Annotated in this window: 14 protein-coding genes; 3 read left to right on the top strand and 11 right to left on the bottom strand. The window is 68.0% G+C overall.

Annotated features, from left to right (window positions below; translation table 11 throughout):
- Nucleotides 1–76: 76 nt before the first annotated feature.
- The 3 genes from TSO352_RS29760 (at nt 77) to TSO352_RS29750 (ending at nt 2,932) form a co-directional block, all read left to right on the top strand.
- Complete coding sequence (locus tag TSO352_RS29760; protein WP_109110648.1) at nt 77–1,126, top strand: hypothetical protein; 1,050 nt, start codon at nt 77–79, stop codon at nt 1,124–1,126.
- A 4-nt stretch (nt 1,127–1,130) separates the two neighbouring features.
- A complete protein-coding gene (locus tag TSO352_RS29755; protein ID WP_109110647.1) occupies nt 1,131–2,129 on the top strand; it encodes a hypothetical protein in 999 nt (332 codons plus the stop codon).
- Nucleotides 2,130–2,209: 80 nt separating this feature from the next.
- Entirely contained in the window at nt 2,210–2,932 is a 723-nt protein-coding gene (locus tag TSO352_RS29750; protein WP_109110646.1) for a sulfur transferase domain-containing protein, read from the top strand.
- Between the two features lie 17 nt (nt 2,933–2,949).
- Here the strand turns inward: TSO352_RS29750 and TSO352_RS29745 are convergent, their stop codons facing one another.
- The 11 genes from TSO352_RS29745 to TSO352_RS29690 all read right to left on the bottom strand — a co-directional run bounded on the left by TSO352_RS29745 (nt 2,950) and on the right by TSO352_RS29690 (nt 13,164).
- A complete protein-coding gene (locus TSO352_RS29745; RefSeq protein WP_247872506.1) occupies nt 2,950–3,606 on the bottom strand; it encodes a YitT family protein in 657 nt (218 codons plus the stop codon).
- 180 nt (nt 3,607–3,786) lie between these two features.
- Complete coding sequence (locus tag TSO352_RS29740; RefSeq protein ID WP_109110644.1) at nt 3,787–4,770, bottom strand: pyridoxal-phosphate dependent enzyme; 984 nt, start codon at nt 4,768–4,770, stop codon at nt 3,787–3,789.
- A gap of 399 nt (nt 4,771–5,169) precedes the next feature.
- The gene (locus TSO352_RS29730; protein WP_109110643.1) at nt 5,170–6,015 is read right to left on the bottom strand and encodes a MoxR family ATPase; all 846 of its coding nucleotides are present in this window, start codon (nt 6,013–6,015) and stop codon (nt 5,170–5,172) included.
- A gap of 12 nt (nt 6,016–6,027) precedes the next feature.
- Nucleotides 6,028–6,360 carry a DHCW motif cupin fold protein gene (locus TSO352_RS29725; RefSeq protein ID WP_109110642.1) on the bottom strand — a complete coding sequence of 111 codons (333 nt, stop codon included), beginning with the start codon at nt 6,358–6,360 and terminating at the stop codon, nt 6,028–6,030.
- A 76-nt stretch (nt 6,361–6,436) separates the two neighbouring features.
- The gene (gene alaS, locus TSO352_RS29720; protein WP_109110641.1) at nt 6,437–9,106 is read right to left on the bottom strand and encodes an alanine--tRNA ligase; all 2,670 of its coding nucleotides are present in this window, start codon (nt 9,104–9,106) and stop codon (nt 6,437–6,439) included.
- Nucleotides 9,107–9,219: 113 nt separating this feature from the next.
- Entirely contained in the window at nt 9,220–10,011 is a 792-nt protein-coding gene (gene tatC, locus TSO352_RS29715) for a twin-arginine translocase subunit TatC (protein WP_109110640.1), read from the bottom strand.
- 9 nt (nt 10,012–10,020) lie between these two features.
- Nucleotides 10,021–10,521, bottom strand: coding sequence for a Sec-independent protein translocase protein TatB (gene tatB, locus TSO352_RS29710; RefSeq protein WP_109110639.1), 501 nt, complete (start codon nt 10,519–10,521; stop codon nt 10,021–10,023).
- A 65-nt stretch (nt 10,522–10,586) separates the two neighbouring features.
- Entirely contained in the window at nt 10,587–10,844 is a 258-nt protein-coding gene (locus TSO352_RS29705; RefSeq protein ID WP_109110638.1) for a twin-arginine translocase TatA/TatE family subunit, read from the bottom strand.
- 147 nt (nt 10,845–10,991) lie between these two features.
- Nucleotides 10,992–11,627, bottom strand: coding sequence for an SMC-Scp complex subunit ScpB (gene scpB, locus TSO352_RS29700; protein ID WP_109110637.1), 636 nt, complete (start codon nt 11,625–11,627; stop codon nt 10,992–10,994).
- 14 nt (nt 11,628–11,641) lie between these two features.
- Entirely contained in the window at nt 11,642–12,487 is an 846-nt protein-coding gene (locus TSO352_RS29695; RefSeq protein WP_109110636.1) for a ScpA family protein, read from the bottom strand.
- Complete coding sequence (locus tag TSO352_RS29690) at nt 12,487–13,164, bottom strand: site-2 protease family protein (RefSeq protein WP_109110635.1); 678 nt, start codon at nt 13,162–13,164, stop codon at nt 12,487–12,489. The genes TSO352_RS29695 and TSO352_RS29690 overlap by 1 nt, the downstream gene beginning before the upstream one ends.
- Nucleotides 13,165–13,166 lie beyond the last annotated feature (2 nt).

Below are 13,166 nucleotides of genomic sequence, written 5' to 3'. Positions count from 1 at the left end.
GACACTCCGTTGCGCCGGGGCGGGTTTTCACTTTAGGGTAATCCACCTGCCCCATCTCCGCGATGAAGACGTGCCGATGTCCACCACCCCGCCCAGCCGCTCCAACGACTTCGCCCAAAGCTTCAGCACGGCCCATGGCGAGGCCGGCCTGACGCGGGTGTCGGTCGCGCATGTCCTGCAACGGATCCAGGCCGATCCGAACTTTCTGTTCACCCCGGAATTCCGCCAGGGCGCCGGCCAGTGCCCGTTCCACGCGGCGGGTGGCGCCCCCACGGCGGCCGCCAACGCCGCGCCACCCATCCCGCAGGACGACGCCGACAAGGTGGTGGTGAACAGCCTGCTGGCGCTGCTGTTCGGGCGTTTGCGCGACCACATCGCCGGCAACCTGCCCTTCGACGCCGACGGCCGGCCGATGCTGCCGATCCCGCCGCGCTCCCCGCACGGGCTGGATCCGGCCGACCGCGCCGCGATGGCGGCGGCGGCCCCGGACGTCTTCTGCTCGGTCCTGCGCGACGCCACCTGCCATCTGCTGGACGGGCTGATTTCCGGCTGGGTCGTCGACCTGCTGCACGAGGAGGAGTATTTCCGTGCCCAGGGCTCCGGCGCGATCTCGCTGGAGGCGGCGGCGACCTTCGTGCTGCGCACCTCGCTCGACAGCTCGCCACTCTACCAGCGGGCCGGCTACGACATGCTGTCGATCACCAAGACCGGCAGCCACACCGCCATCCACATCTGCTGGGCGATGGTGGAGGCCGCGCCGCTGCTGGTGCCGGGCCGGGACGCCGCCTTCTACGACGATCTGGTCCACCGCAGCCTGAAGCAGATCGTGCCGCTGTCGATGTCCAGCCTGGGCATGCTGGTCCATTACATGGAGGAAAGCGGGATCGAGCCGAAGGACGGGCTGGCCGTCCACCGGCTGCCCAAGGACCAGACCGCCTTCGTGCTGGACGGCAACGGGTTGATCCGGCTGAACGCCGATCCGATCGTCACCTTCGCCAAGCCGGAGGAGCGCTACTACACCGGCTGCCCGGCCTTCTACGCCACGAACCTGATCAAGCTGTACCTCGACATCGTGGCCGGCCTCGCGCTCGATTATTCCGTTTACGACCGTTTGCAGGAAGGGTGACCCCATGGCGCGGACCAACGACTTCGCCCTCGCCTACGCCGCCGCCCATGAGGACGCCGGCATGGCCCGCATCAACCTCGCCCCCATCCTGCACCGGATTGCCGAGGACCCGAACTACCTGTTCGGCGACGAGCTGGTGACCCTCGCCGGCCACTGCCCGGCCCACGCCGACACCCGCAAGGAAGACTTCGAGAAGGTGGCGATCAACGCGCTGCTGGGGGTGCTCTACAACGACCTGCGGGAGCACATCATCGCCCGCATGCCGCTGGACGAGACCGGCCATCTGCGCCTGTCGACGCCGCCGGACTCGCCGCACGGGCTGGACTTTGCCGACCCGGACGGCATGGCCGCCGCCGATCCCGACCGCATGGTCGGCTTCCTGCGCGACTCCATCTGCCACCTGCTGGACGCCATCATCAAGGATTGGGCGATCAAGGTGATGATGGAGGAGGAGCGCTGCCGCAGCGAGGGCAGCATCACCGAACTGGCCGCCGCCGGATTCGTGCTGAGCCGCGAGCTGCAGAAGTCGGTGCTGCACGGCCCGTCGGGCTACGACATGCTGTCGATCACCAAGACCGGCAGCCACACCGCCCTGCATGTCTGCTGGAATCTGGTGGAGGCGGCGCCGATGCTGCGCCCCGGCCTGGACGAGGCGGCCTACGACGATCTGGCGCGGCGCAGCCTGAAGCAGGTGCTGCCGCTCGCCATGGGCAGCCTGGGCATGCTGTGCCAGTTCATGGCGGCCGGCCGGATCGAGGCCGACGACCACCAGGCGATCCACCCGCTGCGCTCCGACCAGTCCGCCTTCCTCTACGACCCGGACAGGGACCTGATCGTCCTGAACGCCGACCTGATCGAGCCGACGGCGATGACGGGGGAGCGGCACTACACCGGCTGCCCGGCCTTCTACGCCAACGGCCTGATCAACCTCTACATGGAGGTGGTGCTGACACTGGCGGCCCAGCACGGCATGTACGGGCGCCTGCAAGGGAAGACGGGCTGAGGAGCGCTTGAACGGCCGAACGCTTGACCGGGCGCCAACTCTGCCTATGTTGGCACTCCGTCAGAGTCGAAAGGGACAAGGTGGCGAAGAAAAGCTATGTGCGGGCGGTCACCACGACGGCGCTGGCCGACGCGATCAAGCGCAACCGCAGCCGCATGGCGACGCCATGGCAGCGCGCGCTCGGTCATCTCGAAAGCGTGTTCATTGACCATGCCTGCTTCCGGCTGATCTACTCCAACACCTACCGTGTGTCGCCCAACATGTTCCGGGCGAGCCAGCCCTCGCCGTCGCACATCGCCGCGGCGGCGCGCAACGGTGTGAAGACCATCCTGAACCTGCGCGGCTCGCGCGACTGCGCCTCCTACATCCTGGAGGCGGAGGCCTGCCGCGCCCACGGGCTGGAACTGGTCGACTTCCCGGTGAACTCCCGCGACATGCCGAAGAAGGACACGCTTCTGAAGGCGCGCGAGCTGTTCCGGACCATGCGCTATCCGGCGCTGATGCACTGCAAGTCGGGCGCCGACCGCGCCGGCTTCATGGCGACGCTGTACCTGTTCGCCCACGAAGGCCAGCCGCTCGATCAGGCGATGAAGCAGCTGTCCTGGAAATACGGCCATTTCAAGCAGGCCAAGACCGGCATCCTCGACTATTTCTTCGAGCTGTACGCCGCCTACAACCAGAAGCGCCCGATCCCCTTTTGGGAGTGGGTGGAGCGCGTCTATGACCCGGTGGAGGCCAAGGCGAGCTTCCGGTCGCGCGAGTGGGCGGACGCCGTGGTCGACCGGGTGCTGGGCCGCGAGTAAAAGCGCGCGCGCAGCGCTCAGCGCGCGACGTACCAGTCGGCACGGTGGTTGAAGGCGACGAAGGCGTTCAGCACCGCGGCGCCCAGCGCCGAGGCCAGCAGCGCCTGCCAATCAAGGACGAAGGCCGCGCCCGAGAAGATCGCCAGATCGAACAGCGCCTGCAGCCAGCCGGCGCGGAAGTCGGTCTTCTGCTGGATGTAGTAGGCGAGGATACCGACACCGCCGCCGCTGGCGCCGTGGCGGAACAGCCCGATCACGCCGATCCCGACACAGAAGCCGGCCAGCACCGCGGCGACGAAGGGGTCGATGGCGTTGAAACTCATCACGCTGGGCAGGACGCTCGACAGCACGGAGATGCCGGTCACCGCGATCAGCGAGCCGACCGTGAAGCGGACGCCGATCCGCGCCAGCGCAAGAAAATAGAAGGGAAGATTGACCAGGAAGAACAAGAGTCCGAAATTGAGGCCCGTCGCGTAGGAAATCACAAAGGCGAGCCCCGCCGCCTGTCCGGTGATCAGCCCGGCGGCGTGCAGAATGGCAATGCCGAAGGCGGTCATGACCACGCCGAAGACCTGCCCTTGGACGTTATCAAAGACGCTATGGGCTGCCCTGGGACGATCGTAAGTTACCGATGCAGGGGATGACGAAATAATCTGGAATGAATTGTTCGCCATGCCAATCACCCTTCGGTGCGGTCGAGGTTTTTACAGCGCTTCCTCCAATATAGGTCATTTTTGCTGACCTATCCATACTTTGCTTGGACGAAAAGACGGAGTATCCGGTTCAACCGGTCGACACGGATCCCTCTGGTCCTTTGGTGCCGCAGGCGCGGCACCTCCGTCCTTACGGTCCCCTTACGCCGCGAGGGTTCGCGCCAGCGTGTCGCCGTCGACGTTGCGGCCTGACAGCACCGCCACCGTCCGGCCGGTCCGGCCGAGCCGGCCGCTCAGCACCGCGGCGACGGCGGCAGCCCCCGCCCCCTCGGCGACCACGCCGAAGGAGCCGTGCAGTGCGCGCATCGCCGCGGCGATCTCGCCCTCCTCCACCTCGACGACGCGGTCGACCAGGGTGTCGACGATGAGCTGGGGCAGCTTGCCCAGCGCGTGGACGTTGATGCCGTCGGCCAGCGTCGGCCCGCCGCGGCGCGCCAGCCGAACACCAACCACCCGCACATGGGGGCGCTGCGCCTTGACCGCCGCCGCCACGCCGGCCAGCAGCCCGCCGCCGCCCACCGGCACCACCACCGTCTCGACGTCCGGACGGTCGGCCAGCAGCTCCAGCCCGACCGTGCCCTGTCCGGCGATGACGTCGGGATCGTCGTAGGGGTGGAGGAAGGTCAGCCGCCGCTCCGTCGCCAGTTCCAGCGCCTTGCCCTTGGCTTCGCCCACCGTGGCACCAAACAGCACCACCTCGGCGCCGAGCTCGGCCGTCCGCTCCACCTTGCAGCGGGGCGCCGTCACCGGCATCACGATGGTCGCCTTGACGCCCAGTCGCGCGGCGTGCAACGCCACCCCCTGCGCGTGGTTGCCCGCCGACATCGCCACCACGCCGCCGGCCCGCTCCGGCGCCGTCAACCGCAGCAGGCGGTTCAGCGCGCCGCGCTCCTTGAAGGCGCCGGTGGCCTGGAACACCTCGGCCTTCAGCCACAGCTCGCGCCCCAGGCTGGCGGCGTGCAGCAGCGGTGTGCGGACGATCTGGCCGGCCAGCCGCTCCGCGGCATCGGTCACCGCCGACAGCGGCAGCCACGCCGGCAGGCGGTCTTCGAAATCAGGGGAACGGGTGTCGAAACGGCTGTGCACAGTAAGCGTGCGCGCGGCATCGGCATGCGCGGAGAGCATCGCGGAAATCCTTGGGCGAACGAATGCGGGGAGAAATCGGGCGTGACCCGGACCGCCTCAGCGGACCGGGGGACTAATTCGCGCCGAGCCACACATTCGCTCACCAAGGAGCGCACCGAACCGGACAGCGCACAGCGGCGCCGCAACGGCGGTCAATTCACTTTTGCAACGATGAACCGGATTGAGGGTCCCGGTAACCTCAGGGTGCAGCGGCACGCTACACACTCCACACGACCAGTGAACACGAACACGGCAACTGTCCGACGCTGTCAGAGCGCCGGGCCGGTAATTCGCATTCGCATGGTGTGGGCGATGGTCATGACTCCTGCTTACCGCTTGGTGAGGCCGCGGTCAAGCCGTCTTCCGCCAAAATGCCGCAGTCCGGAAGACGCGCTGACCTCAGCGCCCGCCGCGCTTCGCCAGGAAGGCCAGCCGTTCCAGCGCGTGGACGTCCTGCTCGTTCTTCAGCAGGGCGCCGCACAGCGGCGGGATCATGCTGCGGGCGTCCTTGGCGCGCAGGGTTTCCGGGTCGATGTCCTCGACCATCAGCAGCCGGATCCAGTCCAGCAGTTCGGAGGTCGACGGCTTCTTCTTCAGCCCCGGCACCTCGCGCAGGTCGTAGAACAGGTTCAGCGCCTCGCGCAGCAGGGTCGATTTCAGGTCCGGGTAATGGACGGCGACGATCTGTTCCATCGTCTCGCGGTCGGGGAAGCGGATGTAGTGGAAGAAGCAGCGGCGCAGGAAGGCGTCCGGCAGCTCCTTCTCGTTGTTGGAGGTGATGATGACGATCGGGCGCTTGGCCGCCTTGATCGTCTGGCGGGTTTCGTAGACGTGGAACTCCATGCGGTCGAGTTCGAGCAGCAGGTCGTTGGGGAACTCGATGTCGGCCTTGTCAATCTCGTCGATCAGCAGCACCGGCGGCTCGGGCGCCTCGAAGGCTTCCCACAGCTTGCCGCGGACGATGTAGTTGCCGATGTCGTGGACCTTCGCTTCGCCCAACTGGCTGTCGCGCAGGCGGCTGACCGCGTCGTATTCGTACAGGCCCTGCTGCGCCTTGGTCGTCGACTTGACGTGCCAGGACAGCAGCGGCTTGTTCAGCGCCCGGGCGATCTCCACCGCCAGCACCGTCTTGCCGGTCCCCGGCTCCCCCTTCACCAGAAGAGGCCGCTCCAGCGTGATTGCGGCGTTGACCGCCACCATCAGGTCCTCGGTGGCGACGTAGCTGTCGGTTCCGGTGAAGCGCATGGGACGGTTTCCTCAATCCACGATGAACAGGGTCGCGCCGGCCTCGGTGGATGATCGGTGCGGGTGGTCGCCGAAGTCGGACACCTGATAGCTCATGCCCGCCGTCAGTACAAACCGCCGGCCGTCCTTCAGTTCCGTGACCAGTTCGCCGCTGACCACGAACAGCACATGGCCGCGGTCGCACCAATGGTCGGCCAGATAGCCCGGCGTGTATTCGACCAGCCGCACCCGCAGTTCGCCGGCGTTGAAGCTGCGCCACAGCGCCTTGCCGGTTTCCCCCGGATGCTCGGTGACCGGAACGGCGCTCCAGTCGGTCACGGTGAAGGGCAGAGTCGGGAGTTCCATGGATCGGGCGCCCTGGCCAGAAAGTCGGCAGACAGAAAAACGGCCCCCGAATCGCTTCGGAGGCCGTTTTGTCGGATCAGGAGGCCTTCCTAGCCGCGATCGCCTTTTCGATGGCCTCGATCGCCGCCGGCGCCAGCGAGGCGTCGGGGCCGCCGGCCTGGGCCATGTCCGGCCGGCCGCCGCCGCCCTTGCCGCCCAGCGCCTCGGCTCCGACGCGGACCAGATCGACGGCGCTCAGGGCGCCGGTCAGGTCGTCGGTCACGCCGATGACGATGGAGGCCTTGCCGTCGTTGCTGGCGATCAGCACCACGACGCCGGAGCCGACCAGCTTCTTCAACTCGTCGGCCATCGGCTTCAGGTCCTTGGCCGGCAGCCCCTCGACCACGCGGGCGGCGACCTTGACCCCGGCGACGTCCTTGGCCTCGTTGCCGCCTTCGGCCTTGGCGCCGCCTCCCATGGCAACCTGCCGGCGCAGGTCGGCCAGTTCGCGTTCCATCTTGCGACGTTCCTCGACCAGGACGGCCACACGGGCCGGCACCTCGTCGGGCTTCACCTTCAGGACGCTCGCCGTCTCGGTCAGCAGATGATCGCGTTCGGTCAGCCACGCCTTGGCGCCGGTGCCGGTCAGCGCCTCGATGCGGCGGACGCCGGCGGCAACCGCGCCTTCGGAAACGATCTTGAACACGCCGATGTCGCCGGTGCGGCGGACATGGGTGCCGCCGCACAGCTCGATCGAATAGTCGCGGTCGGCCTCGCCGTGCGGGCCGCCCATCGACACCACGCGCACCTCGTCGCCGTACTTCTCGCCGAACAGCGCCATCGCGCCCTGGGCGCGGGCTTCGTCCGGCGACATCAGGCGGGTGATGACGTCGCTGTTGGCCAGGATGCGGCGGTTGACCTCATCCTCGATCACCGCGATGTCCTCGGCCGACAGGCCGGTCGGCTGGCTGATGTCGAAGCGCAGCCGCTCCGGCGCCACCAGTGACCCCTTCTGGGTGACGTGGTCGCCCAGCCGGTGGCGCAACGCCTCGTGCAGCAGGTGGGTGGCGGAGTGGTTGGCGCGGATGGCGGCGCGGCGCTCGGTGTCGACCCGCAGCTCGACCACGTCGCCGACCGACAGGGTGCCCTTGGTGACGGTGCCGACATGGGCCCAGACCGCGCCCAGCTTCTTCAGCGTGTCGCCGACCGCGACCTCGGCGCCGTTGGCGGAGAAGATCACGCCCGAATCGCCGACCTGTCCGCCCGATTCGCCGTAGAACGGCGTCTGGTTGACGACGACCATCACTTGGTCGCCGACGTTGGCGCCGTCGACGCGGCCGTCACCCTTGACGATGGCGGTCACCTTGCCCTCGGCGACCTCGGTGTCGTAGCCGAAGAACTCGGTGGCGCCCAGCTCGTCCTTGATCTCGAACCACAGCTTCTCGGTGCCGACCTCGCCCGAACCGGCCCAGGATTCGCGGGCCTTGCGGCGCTGCTCGTCCATCGCCGCCTTGAAGCCGGCCTCGTCGACGCCGCGGCCCTGGCCGCGCAGCACGTCCTGCGTCAGGTCGAGCGGGAAGCCGTAGGTGTCGTACAGCTTGAAGGCGACGTCGCCGGCCAGCGGCTGGCCCTCGCCCAGATGGCCGACCTCGTCCTCCAGCAGGCGCAGGCCGCGCTCCAGCGTCTGCTTGAAGCGGGTTTCCTCCAGCTTCAGCGTCTCGACGATCAGGGCGCGGGCGCGGTTCAGCTCCGGATAGGCGCCGCCCATCTGCTGGATCAACGCCGGGACCAGCCGGTGCATCAGCGGTTCGCGCGCGCCGATCATGTGGGCGTGGCGCATGGCGCGGCGCATGATGCGGCGCAGCACATAGCCGCGGCCTTCGTTCGACGGCAGGACGCCGTCGGCGATCAGGAAGGAGGTGGAGCGCAGATGATCGGCGATCACCCGGTGCGACACCGCGTGCGCCCCGTCCGGCGAGGTCTTGGTGGCGTCGGCCGAGGCGACGATCAGCGCCCGCATCAGGTCGATGTCGTAGTTGTCGTGCTTGCCCTGCAGCACGGCGGCCAGGCGCTCCAGCCCCATGCCGGTGTCGATCGACGGCTTGGGCAGCGGCACCAGATCGTTGGGACCACGCTGCTCATACTGCATGAACACGAGGTTCCAGATCTCGATGAAGCGGTCGCCGTCCTCGTCCGGGCTGCCCGGCGGGCCACCGGCGATCGACGGGCCGTGATCGAAGAAGATCTCCGAGCAGGGGCCGCAGGGGCCGGTGTCGCCCATCCGCCAGAAATTGTCGTCGGTCGGGATGCGGATGATGCGGTCGTCCGACAGGCCGGCGACCTTGCGCCAGATCGCCGCCGCATCCTCGTCCGAGGTGTGGACCGTCACCAGCAGCTTGTCGGCCGGCAGACCGTATTCCTTGGTGATCAGGTTCCAGGCGAACGCGATGGCGTCGTCCTTGAAATAGTCACCGAAGGAGAAGTTCCCCAGCATCTCGAAGAAGGTGTGATGCCGCGCCGTGTAGCCGACATTGTCGAGGTCGTTGTGCTTGCCGCCGGCGCGCACGCATTTCTGCGAGGTGGTGGCGCGCGAATAGGGCCGCTGTTCGGCACCGGTGAAGACGTTCTTGAACTGGACCATGCCGGCGTTGGTGAACATCAGCGTCGGGTCGTTGCGCGGCACGAGCGGCGACGATTCGACGATCTGATGGCCCTGCTTGGCGAAGAAATCCAGGAACGTGCGACGGATGTCGTTGGCGGTCTGCATACGGTCAAGGCTCCGGGTGCGCGGCGCGGCCTTCCATTGGCCGAACCGTGCTTTTAGCGCGAGAATGGCGGTGTGTCCACGACGGACGGATTATTGCCGACAGCCAGGGCGGCTTATTCCGCCTCGGCGGCGGCACGGGCCTTCTCGATGCGGCGTCCGACCAGGATGGAGATCTCGTACAGCGCCAGCATCGGGATCGCCAGGCTGACCTGGCTGATGACGTCCGGCGGGGTCAGGACGGCCGCGGCGATGAAGGCGAAGACGATGGCGTACCGCCGCTTCGACGCCAGCGTGTCGGTGGTGATGATGCCGACGCGGATCAGCAGGGTCAGCAGCACTGGCAGCTGGAAGGCGATGCCGAAGGCGAAGATCAGTGACATCACCAGATGCAGGTACTCGCCGACGCGCGCCTCGAACTCGATCGGCAGCGCCGGGGCGTCGCCGCCGGGGTGGTACTCGAACCCCAGGAAGAAGCGCCACGCCATCGGGAAGATGAAGTAGTAGACGAGCGCGGCGCCGGTCAGGAACAGAACCGGGGTGGCAACCAGGAAAGGCAGGAACGCCTTGCGCTCGTGCTTGTAGAGGCCCGGCGCGACGAACATCCAGATTTGGCCAGCGACGACCGGGAAGGAGATGAAGCAGCCGGCCCAGAAGGCGACCTTCACATAGGTGAAGAAGGCTTCGGTCAGGCCGGTGTAGATCATCCGGCGGCCCTGCCCGGCCAGGATGTCGGCCAGCGGCTGGACCAGGAAATTGTAGATCTTGTCGGAGACGGCGTAACACAGCAGGAAGGCGATCAGGATCGCGCCGATCGCCCACATCAACCGGTTCCGCAGTTCGATCAGATGATCGATCAGCGGCATCTTGCTGTCTTCGAGGTCGTCCTGCTGCGTGTCGCCGGTCATGGCCCGTCTTTACTGCGTGTGCTTGTCGGTCGGCTGGCCCTCGGCGTGAGCCGGTTGCGCCGGTGGGGTGGTGGCCGGCACCGGGGCCGGGGCCGCGGGCGTGCTGGCGGGCGCGCTGTCCGTCACCGCGGGCGCGGCGGCCGGGGCGGGAACCGCCTCGGAGGCCGGCGGCAGGTCGGGTTCCGGCGGGCTGCCGGCGTGACCGTTCAGCCCGACGTCGAAGCCCTTGGGATCGAACGCCTTGGCCACCTCGCCCTTGGGGTCGATGGTGTCTTCCATCATCTTCTTGATGTTCATGTCGCGGGTCTTCAGGGCTTCCTTGCGAAGCTCGTCCAACTCGGTCTCACGCATCATGTCGTCGATGTGGGTCTGGAACTCGCGCGCGACGCCTCTCGCCTTTCGCACCCATTTGCCCAGCGTGAAGATCGCCTTGGGCAAATCCTTGGGTCCGATGACCACGAGAGCGATGACGGCGATCACCATCAGTTCGGACCAAGCGATGTCGAACATGTTCTTCCGGCTTCACGAATGCGGGGAGCGGGGGAGGCGCACAAGGCGGCCTTGCGCGCCGTCGGTCAGCCGCGGACCGCCTCGTCCTTCTTGGCCGCCGTTTCGGCCGCGTTGGCCGCCGGCTGGTTCGGGATGACCTTGGCGTTCGCACCGGGGGCGTTCGCGCCGGAGGCGGCATCGTCGCTGTCGTCCTGGAGGCCCGCCTTGAAGGACTTCACACCCTTCGCGATATCGCCCATCACTTTCGGCAACTTACCGGCGCCGAACAGCAGCAGAACGATCAGAAGAACGATGATCCAGTGCCAGATGCTGAAAGAACCCATGGCGCGCCTATCACGTTTCGAACGGCCTTGCGGCGGGCCGGCACTATGGCAGAAAGGCCAATAGCCCGCAACGTTCGCCCCACCATCCTTAACCCGTCGTCATTGAGGTTTCACGGGAATTCGACCGGCGGCCGGCGAAAAGCTGCGTTACTCCCCGTCGTGACCGGAATCGCCATCGCCGGACGGCAGCGCGCCGTCGTCGCCCATGCCCCCCAGCCCCAGCAGCACCGGGCGGCTGTCCAGCAGGCCGGCGGCGCGCAGGTCGTCGACGCTGGGCAGGTCGCGCAGCGATTCCAGCCCGAAATGGTCGAGGAAATGGTCGGTTGTGATCCAGGTCAGCGGCCGCCCGGGGGTCTCGCGCCGCCGGCCCGGCCGGATCCAGCCATGCTCCATCAGCAGGTCCAGCGTGCCCTTGCTGGTGGCGACGCCACGGATGGACTCGATCTCGCCCCGCGTCACCGGCTGATGGTAGGCGATGATCGCCAGCGTTTCGATCGCCGCGCGGGACAGCTTGCGCGACACCTCCTCCTCGCGGCGAAGCTGCGGGGCGAGATCGGCGGCGGTGCGCATCGCCCAGCCGCCGCCGGTCCGCACCAGATTGACGCCGCGCGGCGCGTAGTGGGCGCGCAATTCCTCCAGCAGCGCGCCGACCTCCGGACCGATGCGGCCGGCCAGCGTTTCCTCGTCCAGCGGCTCGGCGGATGCGAACAGCAGCGCTTCCAGCAGGCGCAGCTTGCCGATGCGGGCCTCCGCCTCGTGCGCGTCGGTGACTTCCTTGATCATGACCGGTCGGGCTTTCAGGTGTTTCCGGTGGCTGCTGGCTCGCCGGCTTCGCCGACCACGGGGGGACCGCCGTCGCCGCGGCGGCTGCGGACGTAGAGCGGAGCGAAGGCGCCCTCCTGGCGCAACTCCACCCGGCCGGCCTTGGCGAGTTCCAGCGTCGCGGCGAAATGGGCCGCCAGGGCCGAGCGGGTCAGCAGCGCGCCGCCCTCCCCCGCCCCGCCCGGCAGGAAGCTGGCGAGCGTCGCCCAGTCCGGCATATGGCCGAGCAGCGCGGACAGGCGCTGCACCGCCTCCTCCATCGAATAGAGGCGGACGGGGGCGATGTGCAGGACGCCGGCCTCCTTGCGGCCGCGGTGCCGGCCATAGGCGCGCAGCAGGTCGAACAGAGTCACCTCGTAGACCGACTTGCGGTGCAGGTCGAGATCCTCCGGCGCGCCGCGCGGGTGGACGTCGATGCCCAGCCGCGGCCGGGCGAACAGCCGTGCCGCCGCCTCCTTCATCGCCTCCAGCCGCTGAAGCTGGAAGGCGAGCGCCGCCGCCATGTCCTCGCCCGACGGCTCCTCGCCCTCCGGTTCGGGCAGCAGCAGGCGGGATTTCAGGTAGGCCAGCCACGCCGCCATCACCAGATAGTCGGCCGCCAGCTCCAGCCGCACCTTGCGCGCCTCCGCCACGAAGGCGAGGTACTGGTCGGCCAGTTCCAGGATGGAGATGCGCGTCAGGTCGACCTTCTGGTCGCGCCCCAGCGCCAGCAGCATGTCCAACGGCCCCTCGAAGCCGTCGAGCACCAGCAGGAGCTGTTCGGAGGGCGACGGGTCACGCGGCGAATCGGCGGCCACACACTCGGCCGGGACGTCGCCCATCAGTCGTTGCCGGTGAGGACGCGGATGAAGTCGATCACCACGTCCACCGGCGGGCCCAGCACCCAGGTCATGACATTGAGATCGACGCCGATCTGCCGCCCCAGCGTCGGCAGCAGGAAGATGGCCGCCAGCAGGATCAGCATGCCGAACCGCTCCAGCCCGGCCAGCGGCCTCGCCAGCACGTCGGGCAGGATGCCGACCGCCACCCGCCCACCGTCCAGCGGCGGCAGCGGGATCAGGTTGAACACCATCAGGACGACGTTGACCAGCACCGACACCTCGCAGGCCGAGCGGATCCACAGCTCGACCGTGCTGTTGTCCGGGTTGACCAGCCGCCACAGCACCGCCGAGGCGATCGCCAGCAGGAAGTTGGTCCCCGGCCCGGCGAGTGCCACCCACACCATGTCGCGCCGCGGATGGTCCAGCCGGGCGAAATTGACCGGCACCGGCTTGGCCCAGCCGAAGACGAAGCCGGTGGTGAAATACATCAGCGCCGGCAGCAGCACCGTCCCGAACGGGTCGATGTGGCGGATCGGGTTGAAGGTGACGCGGCCCAGCCGATAGGCGGTGTCGTCGCCCAGCCGCCAGGCGACGAACCCGTGCGCCGCCTCGTGCATGGTGATGGCGAGGATGGCCGGCAGGGCCACGGCCGTCACCTGGAAGATCCAAGCCTCCATCG

It is taken from the genome of Azospirillum sp. TSO35-2, from assembly GCF_003116095.1.
Taxonomy (GTDB): Bacteria; Pseudomonadota; Alphaproteobacteria; order Azospirillales; family Azospirillaceae; genus Azospirillum.
Note: the sequence above shows the minus strand (reverse complement) of the source record. Positions and strands in the feature narration are given on the sequence as shown.

Coding starts and splice junctions, on each gene's coding strand:
- tatB (WP_109110639.1), bottom strand. CDS start 10,521: ATGTTCGACATCGCTTGGTCCGAACTGATGGTGATCGCCGTCATCGCT.
- alaS (WP_109110641.1), bottom strand. CDS start 9,106: ATGCAGACCGCCAACGACATCCGTCGCACGTTCCTGGATTTCTTCGCC.
- TSO352_RS29755 (WP_109110647.1), top strand. CDS start 1,131: ATGGCGCGGACCAACGACTTCGCCCTCGCCTACGCCGCCGCCCATGAG.
- TSO352_RS29705 (WP_109110638.1), bottom strand. CDS start 10,844: ATGGGTTCTTTCAGCATCTGGCACTGGATCATCGTTCTTCTGATCGTT.
- tatC (WP_109110640.1), bottom strand. CDS start 10,011: ATGACCGGCGACACGCAGCAGGACGACCTCGAAGACAGCAAGATGCCG.
- TSO352_RS29760 (WP_109110648.1), top strand. CDS start 77: ATGTCCACCACCCCGCCCAGCCGCTCCAACGACTTCGCCCAAAGCTTC.
- TSO352_RS29730 (WP_109110643.1), bottom strand. CDS start 6,015: ATGCGCTTCACCGGAACCGACAGCTACGTCGCCACCGAGGACCTGATG.
- scpB (WP_109110637.1), bottom strand. CDS start 11,627: ATGATCAAGGAAGTCACCGACGCGCACGAGGCGGAGGCCCGCATCGGC.
- TSO352_RS29725 (WP_109110642.1), bottom strand. CDS start 6,360: ATGGAACTCCCGACTCTGCCCTTCACCGTGACCGACTGGAGCGCCGTT.
- TSO352_RS29690 (WP_109110635.1), bottom strand. CDS start 13,164: ATGGAGGCTTGGATCTTCCAGGTGACGGCCGTGGCCCTGCCGGCCATC.
- TSO352_RS29695 (WP_109110636.1), bottom strand. CDS start 12,487: ATGGGCGACGTCCCGGCCGAGTGTGTGGCCGCCGATTCGCCGCGTGAC.
- TSO352_RS29745 (WP_247872506.1), bottom strand. CDS start 3,606: ATGGCGAACAATTCATTCCAGATTATTTCGTCATCCCCTGCATCGGTA.
- TSO352_RS29740 (WP_109110644.1), bottom strand. CDS start 4,770: ATGCTCTCCGCGCATGCCGATGCCGCGCGCACGCTTACTGTGCACAGC.